The 15,206-nt window shown below is 65.7% G+C and carries 13 protein-coding genes and 1 riboswitch; of the genes, 6 read left to right on the top strand and 7 right to left on the bottom strand.

Going from position 1 to position 15,206, the window contains the following annotated elements; translation table 11 throughout:
- The first annotated feature begins 11 nt into the window (after positions 1-11).
- The 4 genes from RT614_RS15580 to RT614_RS15565 are packed head-to-tail and all read left to right on the top strand — an operon-like array spanning position 12 to position 3,714.
- Positions 12-953 (top strand): siderophore ABC transporter substrate-binding protein, encoded by a 942-nt coding sequence (locus RT614_RS15580; protein WP_313623030.1) that lies wholly within the window; start codon positions 12-14, stop codon positions 951-953.
- A 31-nt stretch (positions 954-984) separates the two neighbouring features.
- Positions 985-1,983 (top strand): ABC transporter permease, encoded by a 999-nt coding sequence (locus RT614_RS15575; RefSeq protein ID WP_313623029.1) that lies wholly within the window; start codon positions 985-987, stop codon positions 1,981-1,983.
- Entirely contained in the window at positions 1,976-2,959 is a 984-nt protein-coding gene (locus RT614_RS15570) for an iron chelate uptake ABC transporter family permease subunit (protein ID WP_313623028.1), read from the top strand. The genes RT614_RS15575 and RT614_RS15570 overlap by 8 nt, the downstream gene beginning before the upstream one ends.
- On the top strand, positions 2,956-3,714 hold the full coding sequence (locus tag RT614_RS15565) for an ABC transporter ATP-binding protein (RefSeq protein ID WP_313623027.1): 759 nt from the start codon (positions 2,956-2,958) through the stop codon (positions 3,712-3,714). Before RT614_RS15570 ends, RT614_RS15565 begins: the two co-directional genes overlap by 4 nt.
- Positions 3,715-3,755: 41 nt before the next feature.
- Here RT614_RS15565 and RT614_RS15560 read toward each other — a convergent pair whose 3' ends face one another.
- From RT614_RS15560 to RT614_RS15550, 3 genes are all read right to left on the bottom strand, one after another.
- The gene (locus tag RT614_RS15560; protein WP_313623026.1) at positions 3,756-5,873 is read right to left on the bottom strand and encodes a 5'-nucleotidase C-terminal domain-containing protein; all 2,118 of its coding nucleotides are present in this window, start codon (positions 5,871-5,873) and stop codon (positions 3,756-3,758) included.
- Positions 5,874-5,953: 80 nt separating this feature from the next.
- Positions 5,954-6,769 (bottom strand): hydroxyethylthiazole kinase, encoded by an 816-nt coding sequence (gene thiM / locus RT614_RS15555; protein WP_313623025.1) that lies wholly within the window; start codon positions 6,767-6,769, stop codon positions 5,954-5,956.
- Between the two features lie 29 nt (positions 6,770-6,798).
- A riboswitch (TPP riboswitch) is annotated at positions 6,799-6,924 on the bottom strand.
- Between the two features lie 86 nt (positions 6,925-7,010).
- Positions 7,011-7,469: a DUF2846 domain-containing protein gene (locus tag RT614_RS15550; RefSeq protein WP_313623024.1), complete on the bottom strand. Its 459-nt coding sequence runs from the start codon at positions 7,467-7,469 to the stop codon at positions 7,011-7,013.
- 268 nt (positions 7,470-7,737) lie between these two features.
- Between RT614_RS15550 and RT614_RS15545 the strand changes: the two genes are divergently transcribed.
- On the top strand, positions 7,738-8,373 hold the full coding sequence (locus RT614_RS15545; RefSeq protein WP_313623023.1) for a glycoside hydrolase family 19 protein: 636 nt from the start codon (positions 7,738-7,740) through the stop codon (positions 8,371-8,373).
- A 223-nt stretch (positions 8,374-8,596) separates the two neighbouring features.
- Here RT614_RS15545 and RT614_RS15540 read toward each other — a convergent pair whose 3' ends face one another.
- The 4 genes from RT614_RS15540 to RT614_RS15525 all read right to left on the bottom strand — a co-directional run bounded on the left by RT614_RS15540 (position 8,597) and on the right by RT614_RS15525 (position 12,517).
- Complete coding sequence (locus tag RT614_RS15540; RefSeq protein WP_313623022.1) at positions 8,597-9,046, bottom strand: PA2169 family four-helix-bundle protein; 450 nt, start codon at positions 9,044-9,046, stop codon at positions 8,597-8,599.
- A gap of 111 nt (positions 9,047-9,157) precedes the next feature.
- Positions 9,158-10,444: a M28 family peptidase gene (locus RT614_RS15535; protein WP_313623021.1), complete on the bottom strand. Its 1,287-nt coding sequence runs from the start codon at positions 10,442-10,444 to the stop codon at positions 9,158-9,160.
- Positions 10,445-10,490: 46 nt separating this feature from the next.
- Positions 10,491-11,468 carry a tripartite tricarboxylate transporter substrate binding protein gene (locus RT614_RS15530; RefSeq protein ID WP_313623020.1) on the bottom strand — a complete coding sequence of 326 codons (978 nt, stop codon included), beginning with the start codon at positions 11,466-11,468 and terminating at the stop codon, positions 10,491-10,493.
- A 125-nt stretch (positions 11,469-11,593) separates the two neighbouring features.
- Positions 11,594-12,517, bottom strand: a complete 924-nt coding sequence (locus RT614_RS15525) for a LysR substrate-binding domain-containing protein (protein ID WP_313623019.1) — start codon at positions 12,515-12,517, stop codon at positions 11,594-11,596.
- Between the two features lie 218 nt (positions 12,518-12,735).
- On the opposite strand from RT614_RS15525, the gene RT614_RS15520 reads away from it, so the two are divergent.
- Positions 12,736-15,204 carry a DNA internalization-related competence protein ComEC/Rec2 gene (locus RT614_RS15520; RefSeq protein ID WP_313623018.1) on the top strand — a complete coding sequence of 823 codons (2,469 nt, stop codon included), beginning with the start codon at positions 12,736-12,738 and terminating at the stop codon, positions 15,202-15,204.
- Positions 15,205-15,206 lie beyond the last annotated feature (2 nt).

Genomic DNA, 15,206 nt, shown 5'->3' with positions numbered 1-15,206 from the left:
AGAGGATTTGAATGAAGCATTCCAAGCAAGCATGTCGATGGGCGGCCCGTGCCGGCGCCGCCCTGATCCTGGGGGCCGCGTCCGCGGTTTGCGCCGCGCAGTCCACGGTGCCGGTCAAGCATGCGCGCGGCGAAACCGCCGTGCCGGCCAATCCGTCCAAGACCGTGGTGCTGGACCTGGCCGTGCTGGACACCATGCATGCGCTGGGCGTAGAGCCGGTGGGCGTGCCCAGCGCCGCCAAGCTGCCGCCGCAGCTCAGCCAATTCGCCGACCAGCGCTACCTGAAGGCCGGCACGATGTTCGAGCCCAACTACGAAGTCATCCACGCGGCCGCGCCGCAGGTCATCTTCGTGGCTGGTCGTTCCGCGCCCAAGTACGACGAGCTGGCCAAGCTGGCGCCCACGGTGGACCTGACCGTCAACGCCAAGGATCTGGTCGGCAGCGTGAAGCGCAACACCGAAACGCTGGCCGCCATCTACGGCAAGCAGCCGCAGGCCAAGGAAAAGCTGGATGCGTTGGACGCGTCCATCTCGGCCCTGAAGACCAAGGCCGCCGATGCCGGCACCGCGCTGATCGTGCTGACGACGGGCGGCAAGATGAGCGCCTATGGTCCCGGTTCCCGCTTCGGCGTGATTCATGACGCGTTCGGCGTCAAGCCCGCAGCGACGAACCTGAACGTGTCCAACCATGGCCAGGCGATCTCGTTCGAGTTCATCGCGCAGACCGATCCCGACTGGCTGTTCGTGATCGACCGCGACGCCGCCATCGGCCGCGAAGGCGTGTCGGCGCAGCGCATGCTGGACAACGAGCTGGTGCGTCCGACCAAGGCCTGGAAGAACCAGCGCGTGGTCTACCTGAACGGCTTCAATTGGTATCTGCTGGGCAGCGCGGGCCTGACGGCCATGCAGCAGAACGTGGACCAGATCGCCGCGGCGCTGGCGCAAGGAAAGTAAGCAGCATGCGGGCAGCGTGGAAGGGCCGCCGGTGAATTGGCGGCAGGCGATAAGCGGTTGGGGCGGCCTGGCCGCGGTGTTGGTGCTGTTGCTGGTGCTGGTGCTGTGCGTGGCCAGCATCAGCCTGGGCGCGGGCCAGATGTCGTGGACCGCGCTCTGGAGCGGGGGCGAAGAGGCCGAACGCGCATGGCGGCTGCTGATGGTCAGCCGCATCCCGCGGACGATCGCGCTGCTGCTCGCCGGCATGGCGCTGGCGGTGGCCGGCCTGATCATGCAGATGCTGGTGCGCAACCGTTACGTGGAACCCACGACGGCCGGCACCGTCGAATCCGCGACGCTGGGCATCCTTGTCGTGACCCTGCTTGCGCCGGATACGCCGGTGATCGGCAAGATGCTCACGGCTACGGGTTTTGCGCTGGCCGGCACCTTGCTGTTCCTGGCGCTGCTGCGTCGCGTGCCATTGCGCACGCCATTCATCGTTCCGCTGATCGGCCTGATCCTGGGCGGCGTGATCCACGCGGTCACGACCTTCGTGGCGTATCGCTTTGACCTGCTTCAGTCGCTGCATGCCTGGACCACCGGCGATTTTTCCGGCGTGCTGCGCGGCCGCTACGAATTGCTGTGGATCGGCTTCGCACTGGCGTGCGCGGCCTACGCCGCCGCCGACCGCTACACCGTGGCGGGCATGGGGCGCGAGTTTGCCTCCAATCTGGGTCTGAATCACGCGCGGCTGACGCTGGTCGGCCTGCTGATCGTATCGGCCATCTCCGCCGTGGTCGTCGTGACCGCGGGCGGCATTCCCTTCCTGGGCCTGATCGTGCCCAACGCCGTCAGCCTGGTGCTGGGCGACAACATGCGCCGCGCCATTCCATGGGTGGCCGCGTTGGGCGGCGTGTTCGTGCTGGCCTGCGACATCATCGGCCGCATGGTGATCCATCCCTACGAGATTCCCATCGGAACCGTGGTGGGCGTGCTGGGCAGCATCCTGTTCCTGTGGCTGCTGCGCACGCGGAGGAACCGCCTTGGCTGAGTCCTCGTTGTCCCTGACTTCCGCGCGCTCGCCGCAGGCCTGGCGGCTGGCGCTGCTGGGCGCCGCCGCATTGCTTTGCATCACGGCCTTCATGACGCTGGGCGCAAACGGCCAGTGGTCGTTCGTCATCCCGTTCCGGGGCGGCAAGCTCGTGGCCATGCTGCTGGTGGCCTATGCCGTCGCGGTGTCGTCGGTGCTGTTCCAGACCATCACGCACAACCGCATCCTGACGCCGGCCATCATGGGCTTCGATGCGCTGTATCTGCTGATCCAGGCCGTGGTGGTGTTCGGCTTCGGTCAGGCGGCGGCTGCCGCGAGCCACCCCGTCGCCGCCTTCCTGCTGGAGGTCTGCGCCATGACGGCGTTCGCCTGCCTGCTGTTTCGTTGGCTGTTTTCCGATGCGGTGCGCAGCCTGCATCTGATGATGCTGGTGGGCATCATCTTCGGGCTGCTGTTCCGCAGCCTGTCGAACTTCGTGGTGCGGCTGATCGACCCCAACGAATTCCTGGTGCTGCAGGACCGCATGTTCGCCAGCTTCAATTCGGTTCGCGTGGAATTGCTGCCGATCGCGCTGGCGGCCGTATTCGCCGCGTCGCTGCTGATCTGGCGGATGCGCCGACGTTACGACGTGCTGGCGCTGGGCCGGGATATCTCACTGAACCTGGGCGTGGACTACCGACGCACGGTGATGCTGACCCTGGCGGCCATTGCCGTGCTGGTGTCGGTGTCCACGGCGCTGGTCGGGCCCGTGACGTTTTTCGGGCTGCTGGTCAGCAACCTGGCGTATCAGGCCATGGGTTCCGACAAGCACAAGTACACGGTGCCGGCGGCGACGCTGTTGAGCGTCATCTTCCTGGTGGGCGGCCAGACGCTGCTTGAGCGGGTCTTGGGCCTGAACACCACGGTCAGCGTGGTGATTGAATTCGTGGGCGGCGTGATGTTCCTCGTCCTGATCTTGCGCAGGGGGCGCCGATGATAGAAATCCAGAACGTCAGTAAGCAGTACGGCGATACGGTCGTCATCGACGATGTCAGCCTTGACCTGCCGGCGGGTGGGGTCACGGCGATCATCGGCCCCAACGGCGCGGGCAAGTCCACCTTGCTGTCGATGGTCAGCCGGCTCTTGCCGATGAGCGCGGGCCGCGTGCTGGTCGAAGGCCTGGACGTGACGCGGGCCGACAGCCGCGACCTGGCGCGCCGTCTGTCCATCCTGCGCCAGGACAACCACCTGCCGCTGCGGCTGACGGTGAAGGACCTGGTGGCGTTTGGCCGTTACCCGCACACGGGCGGGCGGCTGACGATGGACGATAAGGTTCATATCGACCGCGCCATCGCCTACCTGAACCTGGAGCCCCTGGCCGACCGCTACCTGGACGAGATGTCCGGCGGCCAGCGCCAGCGCGCCTTCGTGGCCATGGTGTTATGCCAGGACACGCGCTACGTGCTGCTGGACGAACCGCTGAACAGCCTGGACATGAAGCATGCCGTCGCGATGATGGGCACGTTGCGCCGCGCCGCGGATGAACTGGGCAAGACGGTGGTGCTGGTGCTGCACGACATCAACTTCGCGTCCAGCTACGCGGACCGCATTGTGGCGATGCGACAGGGCCGAATTGCCCGCCACGGCCCGCCGGCCGAACTGATCCGGCCGGACGTGCTGAGCGAACTGTATGAGCTGCCGATCGACGTGCACGAAATCGGCGGCAAGCGCATCTGCGTGTACTACCGCTAGGCGGGCGCCCCGTTGCAGGACGCCCACCTGATCCGACCGTTTTACTGGGTCAGGTCCAGCGCGTAACGCGAGAGCTGCGTCACCGAGTCGGGCGTGGCGTCGTACACCGAGACGTTGGTCACGCCGTGCGCCGACGCCATGGCCAGCGTGCCCGGCACCGACGAGAACACCACGGGTCCGGACAGCGAGCTCAGCTGCGTGAAGCGCCAGCTGCGGTCCAGGCCAAAGGTGGCCAGGTCAAGCGTGGGATTCTTCTTGATGTAGCTGATCAGCACGTCGCGGCTGGCGTCCGGGGCCTGCAGCACGATGTCGCCCTTGCCGCCGGCCAGGCCGGGGAAGTCGCCGCCGCCGCTGGCGCGGTAGTTGTTGGTCACCACCAGGAACTCCGCAGTCAGATCCAGCGGTGCGCCGTTGTACGTCAGCGCCGTGATCCGCGAGCCCTTCGGCTGGGTCACGTCGATTTCATACTTCAGGGCATTGCCCGCCGCGTACAGCACGTCGAAGTTGAACGTCGGGAAGCTGGTGTCGATCAGATCTTGCGGCGCGACCTGCGAGGGGTCGATCTGCTTGAACTGTTCGGCGGTCTTTTCCAGCCACTGGCGCACGATGTCGCCGCTGACCCGCACTACTTGCAGCGTGTTGGGATACAGGTAAAGGTCGGCGGCGTTGTTGATCGCGACGTTGCCCTGCTTCACGTACGTGAAGTCGCCGGGACCATTGCGGCCCCCCTTGAACGGCGCGGCGGCCGACAGGATGGGCAGGCCCGCATATGACGGGCTGTTTTTCGCGATGTAGTCGGTCAGGTAGTCGATCTGCGCCATGTTCACGATCTGCAGCGCGGACACGTCGCCCGCCAGCGCGTAGTACGTGGCCATGTCGAACTGGCTCTGGCCGATCGGCGTCTTGACGTAGTCGATGGTGGCGGCGTGCTCGGCCTGCACCAACTGTTGCACGGCGGAATCGGGTTCGACATAGGTGGCGGGCGTAGAGCCGCTCTGCGCCGTCAGGCGGGTCGAAATGCGCTGAACCTGCGTCGCATCCTTCTGCACCTTCCAGCCCTGGTCGTACGCCAGCTTCAGCGTGATCTGACCCAGGTTGTTGCCCCACTGGCCAGCCTGCACCGTGGGCACGCCATTGATCAGGCCCTTCGCCAATTCCACGCCCGGTTGGCCGGCAAATTGCGACTTCTCGTTCGTGTCGGGGAACAGCAGATGCTGGTGACCCGTGATGAGCGCATCGATGCCGGCCACCTGGCTCAGGTAACCCGCGCCGTTTTCCATGTCGGGGCTGTAGGCCGTCGCCAGATCGATGCCGCCATGCGCCAGCGCCACGACCAGGTCCGCGCCCGCGGCCTTCATTTCAGGCACGTAGCGCGCCGCCGTTTCCTTCCAGCCCGTGACTTCCACGTGGCCTTCCAGGTTGGCCTTGTCCCATTGCATGATGGGCGGGGGCGCAAAGCCGATCACGCCGACCTTGAGCGGCACGTCGATCGACTTGCCGCTGGCGTCCGTGGCCTTGAACGTCTTGTCCAGCATCACCCACGGCTTGAAGATGGGCTGCTTGGAAGCCGCCGACACCACGTTGGCGGATACGAACGGGAATTCCGGCGCCGCGCAGTCCTTCGCGCCGGCGGGGTTGGTCTGCGCCGTGCCCTTGCCGATGCCGGCCAGGCCGAAGTCCACATTCGTGATCTGCGACAGGAAGGGCAGGCCGTAGTTGAACTCGTGGTTGCCCATCGTGCCCGCGTCGTACGACAGCAGCTTCATCTGCTTGTAGATCGCAATCATGTCGGAGCACTGCACCGGCGACACCAGCGCCTGGTAATCCGACAGCGCAGTCCCCTGGACCGTGTCGCCGTTGTCGAACAACAGCGTGTTCGGGTTCTGCTTGCGGGCGTTGGCGATCAGCGTGGCCGTGCGGTCCATGCCGTAGCTCTTGTCCTCGGCCAGCTTGTAGTAGTCGTAGCCCAGCACATTGGCGTGCAGGTCGGTGGTGCCCAGGATGGCGACGTCCAGCGTCGCGCCCTGCGGCACGCTGGCCTGCGGCGGGGTTTCGGGTGCGGCGTCGTTATCATCGTCGTCGCCGCCGCAGGCGGACAGGCCGGCCACCAGCGCAAAGCTGGCGGTGACTGCAAAGATCTTGCGTAGGTGTGGCTTCACCGTCTTTCCTCCGTGTTGAAGGAAAGAATTTTGGGGACAGCGTGTGACCTACCCGTGACACGCCCGGGGCCAGATCAATTTCAATGCAGCGGCGATTCGCGCGTGAGGCAATCCGCTTCCAGCCCGGCCAGCGCGTCCAGGAATCGCCAGGCGAATGAACCCGGGCCTTGCGCCTGGGTGTGGGCCCGCTGCCCCGCAATGCCGAAGCAGGACAGGGCGGCGACCGCCGCGGCGTAGGGATCGTCCCGGGAAACAGCAGCAAAGGCGCCAACGACGGCGGTCAGCGCGCAGCCGGTGGCCGTCACGCGCGGCATCAGCGGGGATCCGCCGCCGATCCGAACCGAGCGCGTCCCGTCGGTGACGAAGTCCACCTCCCCGGTGACCGCCACGACGGTTTGGCGGCGTACCGCGATGTCCAGCGCCGATTGCTCCGCCTGCGCCACGGCGTCGCGCGCATCCACGCCCCTGCCGGCGCTCTGTCCGCCGGCCAGCGCGATGATTTCCGAGGCATTGCCCCGGATGATCGTGGGCTTGAGGTCCAGCAGCCGCCGGATGGCGTCGCGTCGGAATCCCGTTGCGTGATGCGCCACCGGGTCCAGCACCCAAGGAGTGCCGGCCTGGCCGGCGGCAGCCGCGGTCAAGAGCATGCTGTCGAGCCACGGCGCGGAAAGCGTGCCGATATTGATCACCACCGCGCCGGCAATCCGCGCGAACTCAGGCGCCTCTTGCTCGGCATGCACCATCGCGGGCGATGCGCCAATGGCCAGCACGGCGTTGGCCGCGTAGTTCATCGAGACGAAGTTGGTCAGGCACTGCACCAGCGGCGCGTCGCGGCGGACGGCGGCCAGGAGGTCCTGGGAGCGGTGGGCTAGGGCTTGAAGATCGGAATGCGTCATGCGGGGCGGTCCTTGCGCGGGGGACGCGCGCCCATGGACACGCACCATCCCTACGCCAGCGTTATCTGGATCAGGTTCGACGGGTCGCCGTGCATTGCCTGCAAGGCAGGCCAACGGATTCTCAGCGCCTTGGCGACGCTCCCCGGGTGGAAGAGGGTATGTTCCCGGGGGGAGCGGGAGGTGTCAAGGTCCCCGCCTGGCGCGCGAACTTGCGGCTTGTTGGCGGGGAAGTCTTAAGCGATCAGCCGCACTGGCCTTCAGCAGCCAGCTTCAGTTCGGGTTTGGAAATCACCCTTTTCCCTTCTTCTTCCGACACCTGTTCTACGCCGGCGCCGCCGACGAACACGCCCAGTTTGATGAATTGCCGGACGAAGTAGTTCTTGCCCGCCTCCATCGTGAGCAGAAGATCGTTCGGGGAGAATTCCGATTCGGTCGACACCTTGTGCGATTTGTTGCCTTCGACCTGGGTATAGAAGAAGACCCTGTCAGCGGTCTCGCCGAGGCAGTTGCCATCGACATAGACGTCTTTCTTCAGCGCTTTGCCTGCAAAGCTGTCCCGATAAACGAACAATCCGGACTTCCCTTCGTCGGGGACGGCAAATGTCTTGGCCTTCAGGTTGCTTTCTTCAGAAGCCATGGGCACGTTCGCGCATCCGCTTGCCAAAAGGATGGCGCCGCCGGCTGCGGCCAGTTTCAGCATGTTCTTGGTCGTTCGATTCATTGTGGTTGGAAGTAAGTGATTAACAAACGGACCGCCCGGACAGCTTCAAACAGAAGGGCGACGCGTATCTAAAAATATCGGAGTGTTTCATAATTTGTTTTCCCGGTCCATGATCCCTCGCAACGCGAGCGACGCGCGTGTGTTCGGCCATACCCAAAATTAGGTATTTGCAGCTGCCGGGCGTGGCTCAAACTCACTGTCTGCTGCCACCAAATCGCGGCCACTCCTATGCACCCGAGGAACGATCATGCTGAGTCTCGATCAGCTCCAACGCGTCTTTCCCAACTGCAAGGCGCCCGCGGCGTGGGCCGAGGCGCTGGCCCCGGCATTCCAGAAGTACGAGATCGAAACCCCCGATCGGATCGCGAGCTTTCTTGCTCAGACGGGCTATGAATCCGCCGAATACAACCGGCTGGAAGAGAATCTGAAGTACACGACCGCCGCGCGCTTGACCAAGGTCTGGCCGAAGCGCTTTCCGGACGAGGCGTCGGCGATGCCCTATGTGAACAATCCGCAGGGGCTGGCGAACATGGTGTACGCGAACCGGATGGGCAATGGCGACGTCGCAAGCGACGACGGCTACCGGTATCGCGGAAGGGGCATCATCCAGCTGACGGGGCGCAGCAATTACGATGCGGCGGCGGATGCCATCGGCGTGGACCTGCTCAACACGCCTGATTTGCTGGCGGAACCGAAATGGGCGGCGCTGAGCGCGGGGTGGTACTGGCAATCGCGCGGGTTGAACGAGCTTGCCGATGACCGGACGCACGATGACGATCTTGAAGATTTCGCCAGGATCACGCGCCGGATCAATGGCGGGCTGGCAGGCTTGAAGCAGCGCTTCTCCTTGTTCAAGCGCGTGTACGCGGAATTGGTGCGGTAGGAAGCGTTCCTGCTTGAAATGCCAGTCGTTTCAAATCCAACGCCGTGCGCCTGGGCGTTCCGGCCGGCGCGAACAACGACGGAAGTAAAGCGGGCGCGCCGCGCCGTGCTGCTTCAACGTCCCGCGTTTGAGGCACGTGCGTTCAGATCAAGCGCCGTGACTTAGGCGCGATTTCCTGGCTGGTCCCCCGGGGCATGCCGGTACTCCGGGGGCGTCACGCAGATCAGGTCGCGGCGCGGTAACGGTCGCGCAAATCACGGATCTGGTCGTGATTGCGCAGCACGCCTTGATACTGGCGCTCGACGATGGCGCGGACATTTTCGGGCAGGATGTCCTTCAGCGCCTTGGCGTAAGCGGCCTTGGCGACGTCTTCGCCGCGCTCGCATTCTTCCAGCAGGACCAGGTCCGTGCGGCTTGCGACCGCTGCCTTCAGGTTCGTCCAGCCCCGGTGCATCGCGCCGGACACTGTTCCGCTGTCCTCGGGCTTGCCGCCCATCTGGCTGACCACGGCCTGCAGCTCCGCGGCGCCTGCCGCGCAGTCGCGCGCGCGATTCCTGAAGAGTTCCTGCAGTTCCGCGGTCTTTGTGTCGTCGGCCGCGGCGGTGAATCCTTTTTCGCCATCTTTCGAGGTTTCGATCAGATCGTTCAATACCTTGATCACATGGTCCGCCATATCGGTCTCCTTGAATTGAATCCACCAGGCGACGGATGCCGCCTGTCGAATTGGAGACTCAGCAAGCGGCGTGCCTGGCGAATCGGCGTGCCAGTGGCGAGCGCCAGCGTCCTAGACGCCGGGGCAGGTCGAGCCTGCTTTCAACGCGTCCAGGTCCCGGTCGCTCATGCCCAGCGCCAGGGAAGCCATTGCGCAGGTCACCGCCAAGGCATTGCGCATTTCGCTTTCGAGGATGATGCCGGGGACGTCGCCACGTGAAAGGATGTGCCGAACGCGAGATTCAGGTTTTTCAAAGCCGGCCACCAGACGAAGGGCAGGGATGCCGTGTTTCGCGAAATTGGCGTGGTCCGAATTCGGCATGAACGGCAGCCAGTGCGAGACGGGCACGCCAGCCTGCGCGGTGGCGCCGTCCACCACGCCTGCCAGCGCCGGGTAGTCGCTGATCAATGCGCACAGGGTGTCGTCGCCGGCCACGGTGTCCAGGTTGATGTTGATTTTCAGCTTTTGACGCTCAGATGGCGCCATGTCGGCCAGATAGCGCGCAGAACCTGCCAGTGCCCATTCCTCGGCGGTGAAAAAGCAGATGCGCAGACCCGGCGTGTCGGGCCCAAGGCAACCCGCAAGGTTGCGGGCGGCAGCCAGCGCAACGGCCACGCCCGTGGCGTTGTCCAGCGCGCTCGTGCCCAGGTCATGGCCGTCCATGTGCGCGCTGATGACCACCCGGCTGTCGCGGCCGCCGGGCAGGTCCAGGATGCCGGCGCAGGCCATCGAATCCCGCACTTCTTCGCCCTGAATCTGCAGGCGCACGCGCGAGCCGGGCTGCGCGGTCAATGCCAGTGCCGCTTCGTGACCGATATAGGCTGCCGGAATGCCGGCGCCGTCGCGGGGACGTCCCGACGATCCGGACAGCGGGCCGGCTTCCGGCAAGGGATTGGCGATCAGGAAAGCGGCAGCGCCTTGGGCCACGGCCATGTCGTACTTGCGGCGACGATGGACATGCCCCCGCGAAAACGGATACTCGTGGCGCACCAGCACGATCTTGCCGCGCACCGCATCGCCGGCCTGTTCAAAATCTTCCGGGCGGCCGGCGCCCAGGTCCTGCACAACGCCTTCCAGTCCCTCGGCGCTTGTGGACGCCGAGCGCAGCAGGGGCACGCACTCCAGGTCCACGGGTTTATCGCCAAGCAGCGTCAGGCTGCTCGACAGGCAGCGCCAGCCATCGTACGGCACCTGCACCCGGCGCACGTCGGGCCCGATTTCCCGCAGGCGCGTCAGCGCCCATTCCATGGCGGCTTCGTCCTTGCCCGTGCCCGACAGGCGCCCGCCAAAACTGCAAATCGTTTGAAAGTCGCCCATCAGGGCCGCGTCGCCGGCGGCCGCCTGTTGCCAGGATGTCATCTGTGTCTCCGGCGCCGCGCATGGCCGCGCGGCGCAGCAAAATTGTTTATTCGAAAGTGATATTGGCGCGCTGCACCAGGTCGGCCCAGCGCTCAAAGTCCTGCGCCAGCAACGAGCTCAGCGCAGCCGCGCTGGTGTCCGGCGACAGGTTCATGCCCACGCTGGCCAGCCGTTGTTTGACGGGGTCGGATTGCATGACCTTGGCCATCGCGTCCGACAGCTTCTTCCGGACGGGCTCGGGCGTTCCTGCCGGCGCCACCAGCCCCCACCAGCTTTGCACGGTCAGTCCCTGGTATCCCAGTTCCTGGAACGTCGGGACATCGGGCGTATCCGCCTGCCGAGCGGGAGACGACACGGCAATGGGCTTGATCTTGCCGCTCTGGTACAGCGCTACGGCGGTCGCCATGGTGGTGAAACTGGCGTCGATCTGGCCGCCGGCTAGGTCGTTGACCGACGCGGACGCGCCCTTGTAGGGAATGTGCGCGAACTTGGTCTTCGTGGTCTGCATGAAGAGTTCGGCCATCAGGTGGGTCAGGGAGCCATTGCCGCCCGAGCCCATGGAAATGGTGTCCGGCTTGGCGGTGGCGCCTTTGACCAGGGACGGGACGTCCTGCGCCTCGAACTTGGGGTTGACGAACAGATACATGGGCGACAGGCCCAGCAGCGAGATCGGCGCGAAGTCCTTTTTCGCGTCGTACTTCACGCGGTCTTTGTACAGCGCCGGAACGATGGTGAACGGCACGTCGGCCAGCAGCAAGGTGTAGCCGTCGGGCGCCTCGGTGGCGACGTACGCGGTTCCCAGCATCGATCCTGCGCCGGCGCGGTTTTCGACGATGACCGACTGCCCGAGCTGGGCGTTCAATTGATCGCTGATGGCGCGGGCCACCACGTCGGAGCTGCCGCCGGCCGAGTAGGGCACGACGATCTTGATCGGCTTATCGGGATAGGCGGCCGAGGCTGTTTGCACGCTTGCCAAAGACGCGGGAACGGCCAGGGCGGCCAGCAGTTTTTTCCACTTGAACATGATTTTTTTGGTGACCCATGAATGGTTTCACGTCATTGTGGTGGCTGGATTTGCGCCGGGCAAAGGAAGTATGCGCATGGGATATTCCAAACTGGAATACCGGTGCTGCGCAGGGTTTGTGCCTTTTATGCCAGCCCGGCGAACCGTCGCGTCCTGGCGTTCAGTTCCTGGCCCTGGGCAATCACCCAGTCGCAGAACGCCTGGCAGTACGGACCGCCGACATTGGGCCGGGGTTGCATCAAGTGATAGCCGTAGCGGCCGTCCACCGTCTCTTCGAACGGGCGCACCAGTCGGCCGGATTCCAATTGGTCCAGCACCATGCACAAGGGCATGATCCCTGCGCCCAATCCGTTCATCACCGCCGGCAGCAAAATCGAAAAGCCTTCGTATTCGGGCGCGGTGGCGGCCGGCCCGGACCACAGCGGCGCAACGTCGGCTCTCCATTCGTCCCACCCGTAGCCACGCTGCGCCCGTTTCAGCAGCGGCAATCGAGCGATGTCTTCCACGGACTTGACGGGATGGCGTTCAAGCAGCGCGGGGGTGGCGACCAGCGTCATCTCGCGACCGCATAGATACTGCGCGCTCATGCCCGAGACGTAGCCGGTGTGCAGCTGGATTTCGGCGTCGAATCTTTCCGAGCGGTCCCGCCCATGCAGCAGGCGAGGACGGATATTGACGCGGATCTCGGGGTGCAGTTCGAAGAACTCGGACAGCCTGGGCAGCAGGAAGAACTGGGCGAAGGACGGAGACACCGCGACGTTCAGCGCGACGCGCGAGGCCGGATTGGCCACCAGCGCGTCAGCCTCATCGATGAGCCGCACCGCGGCGCTGATGCGTTCCAGGTACAGCGCGCCGGCGTAAGTCAGACGCAGGCCCGCCGGCATGCGCTTGAAGAGGGCCGTGCCCAGGCGGTCTTCCAAGGCGGCTACGTGCTTGCTGACGGCGCTTTGGGTCAGGTTCAGCGCTTCGGCCGCGCGGCTGAAGTTCAGCGTTTCGGCGGCCGTCAGGAAGATGCGCAGGGAAGACAGGGAATTGCGGGTGCCTTTCATGGGTGTCGGGATGAGGCGTTCGGTTGGGGGGTAATGTACTTTGTGCGTCTGGCCAGGCAGCTCCGGCTTTAGCCGCCGCGAGGAAGCCGTTGCGCTCTTCGTTGACGGCGGCCCCGGTACACAGCATTTTTAAATTGAAGACGACAGATGGAATAGGATCCGTGGCGGTCCTCCGAGCTGGATAAATCCGCTCACTTGCTGGTTCGCAGGTCCATACCGTGGCCTACGCTTTCCTTTTTTCCCAGGAGAGCGTCATCACGGGCCGATCGTTCTGCCTCGCCTTCGTGGCGGGCGCGGGGGTGGTGCAGGTACTGCCGTCATTGCCGAACGCGTTACTGCTGTGGACGGCCGCCGCCGCGGGTGCTGTGGCCTGCGCCGCCTGGTCACGCGCGCGCCATCCTGTCCTGCGCATCCTGGCTGCACTGACCCTGGGATTCTCCGTCGGTTTCATCAACGCCTCCCTACAAGCCCAGCACCGCCTGGACGATGCGCTGGCCGATGCGCATCAGGACGAAGTGTCCCGCCTGGTGGTGCGTGTGGCGGAACTGCCTGACGGCGATGCGCAACGACAGCGGTTCATGGCAGAGCTGGACCAGCCTGCTCGGCCCGGTATCCCATCTCGCATTCAGATCACCTGGCAGGCGGGTGCGGGGGCGAATCAGGGCTTGCCGCAGTTGGCGCCCGGCCAGGTGTGGCGCATGGCGGTGGTGCTGCGGCGGCCGCACGGGTTGCTCAACCCTTCGGGGCCCGATCTGGAAGGGCGCCTGTTTGCCGGCGGGGTGCGCGCGACGGGCACGGTGCGCGGGCAGCCGGCCCTGCTGGCGGATCGGCCGTGGGCGACGGCCGGCATTGCGATAGAACGGGCTCGGCACCATGTGCGCGAAGGCATGCGTGCTGCGCTGGGAGATCACCGCTATGCGCCGGTGATGATCGCGCTGGCGATCGGGGATCAGGCGGGCGTGGCGCGCGACGACTGGCGCATCTTCAACCGCAGCGGCATCACGCATCTGGTGTCGATCAGCGGCATGCACGTGACGTCGATTGCCGGCATTGCGGGGCTGCTGGCATCGGCGGTCTGGCGGCGGTTGCGTTGGCGTGGAACCGGGTTGGCCGAGCGTTTGCCGGCGCGCATTGCGGGCGGTGCGGTCGCGGCGATGGTGGCGCTGTTGTATTGCCTGCTGGCGGGCTGGGGTGTGCCGGCCCGGCGTACCTTTTTCATGCTGTTGGTGGTGCTGGCGGCGGCGTTGTCGCGCCTGCCGCTTTCGCCCGACCGGGTGCTGGCCTGCGCGGCGGCCGCGGTGGTCGCGCTGGATCCTTGGGCGCCCGTATCGGCGGGCTTCTGGCTGTCCTTCGGCGCGGTGGCCGTGTTGCTGCGCATCGCCAGTGCGCCGATTGACTTTGATGCAGGCTGGCGCGCGCGCTGGGCGGCCCGGCTGGGGCAGGCGGTTCGCCTGCAGCTCATGGTGACGGTGGGCCTGATGCCGCTGCTCGCCTTCCTGGTGCATCAGGTGTCGCTGGGGTCGCCTCTGGCCAACGCGGTGGCGATTCCGTCGGTGACGTTCATCGTGACTCCGCTGGCGCTGCTGTGCGCGGCGTTGTCGTGTTTGCCCGGCGCGGAGAGCCTTGCGGCGATGGTGGGCCAGGCGGGGTTGACCGCCTTCGATATGACAATGGCGCCGGTGACCTGGGTGGGCAACGCCGGCTGGGCCAGCATGCCGGTCGCTGCAGCCGGGTGGCCGTGGCTGTTGCTGGCGGTGGCGGGCATGGTCTGGGCGCTGCAGGAACGAGGATGGCCGGGGCGGCATCTTGGATGGGTGTGCATGCTGCCTCTGCTGTTCTGGCGGCCCGACAGGCCGGAGCCCGGCCATTGGCGCATGAGCGCGATGGACGTGGGGCAGGGCAGCGCCATTCTTGTGGAAACGGCCAGCCAGTCGCTGCTGTTTGATGCGGGGCCGCGCAGCTACGGGGGCAGCGACGCGGGCGAGCGGGTCGTCGCGCCGTTTCTCCAGTCCCGTGGCGTCGGGCAGTTGGACGTGCTGGTCTTATCCCACGCCGACATGGACCACGTGGGCGGAACGCGCGCGGTGCTGGCGGCGGCGCCGGTGGCGCGCAGCTACACGTCGTTCGACCTGCCCGCTTTCTTGCGGCGCGACGCCAGGATGTGGCCGGACGCGGGCAACGCGCAGCCGGTTTTGCCAGGGGAGATGTTGCGTTGCGAACGAGGAACAAGCTGGGAGACGGACGGGGTGGTGTTTACCTTCCTGCACCCGGCGCCGGAGGGCAGCACGAAAGCGGATGACCGGAACGCCGATAGCTGCGTGCTGCGCGTGGACGGCGCAAGCCATTCGTTGCTGCTGACCGGGGATGTCGGCGTGGCGCAGGAGCGGGAGCTCGTGGCGTCGGGGCTTGAAGGAGCCGACATCGTGCTTGCGCCCCATCATGGGTCGGCGTCTTCGTCCGGCCGGGAACTGGTCAATGCGGTGGGCGCGGAGCACGCGATCGCGCAGGCCGGGCACCTGAATCGATTCCGCCATCCCGCCCGGGCGGTGGAGTTGCGATGGACGCGGGCCGGGGCCCGGTTCTGGCGCAGCGACCGGGATGGCGCGGTGATGGCGCAGTCAAGCGCTGAAGGATTGGAAGTCTGGGCGCAGCGGGACCGGGGAGGGAGGTACTGGCACAAGCGCTAGAC

It is taken from the genome of Achromobacter sp. (assembly GCF_032102605.1).
Lineage (GTDB): Bacteria > Pseudomonadota > Gammaproteobacteria > Burkholderiales > Burkholderiaceae_B > Achromobacter.
The sequence above is the reverse complement of the archived record's forward strand: the minus strand, read 5'-3'. Positions and strand labels throughout refer to the sequence as shown.

Coding starts and splice junctions, on each gene's coding strand:
- RT614_RS15530 (WP_313623020.1), bottom strand. CDS start 11,468: ATGTTCAAGTGGAAAAAACTGCTGGCCGCCCTGGCCGTTCCCGCGTCT.
- RT614_RS15565 (WP_313623027.1), top strand. CDS start 2,956: ATGATAGAAATCCAGAACGTCAGTAAGCAGTACGGCGATACGGTCGTC.
- RT614_RS15550 (WP_313623024.1), bottom strand. CDS start 7,469: ATGCTGAAACTGGCCGCAGCCGGCGGCGCCATCCTTTTGGCAAGCGGA.
- thiM (WP_313623025.1), bottom strand. CDS start 6,769: ATGACGCATTCCGATCTTCAAGCCCTAGCCCACCGCTCCCAGGACCTC.
- RT614_RS15580 (WP_313623030.1), top strand. CDS start 12: ATGAAGCATTCCAAGCAAGCATGTCGATGGGCGGCCCGTGCCGGCGCC.
- RT614_RS15525 (WP_313623019.1), bottom strand. CDS start 12,517: ATGAAAGGCACCCGCAATTCCCTGTCTTCCCTGCGCATCTTCCTGACG.
- RT614_RS15540 (WP_313623022.1), bottom strand. CDS start 9,046: ATGGCGGACCATGTGATCAAGGTATTGAACGATCTGATCGAAACCTCG.
- RT614_RS15535 (WP_313623021.1), bottom strand. CDS start 10,444: ATGACATCCTGGCAACAGGCGGCCGCCGGCGACGCGGCCCTGATGGGC.
- RT614_RS15545 (WP_313623023.1), top strand. CDS start 7,738: ATGCTGAGTCTCGATCAGCTCCAACGCGTCTTTCCCAACTGCAAGGCG.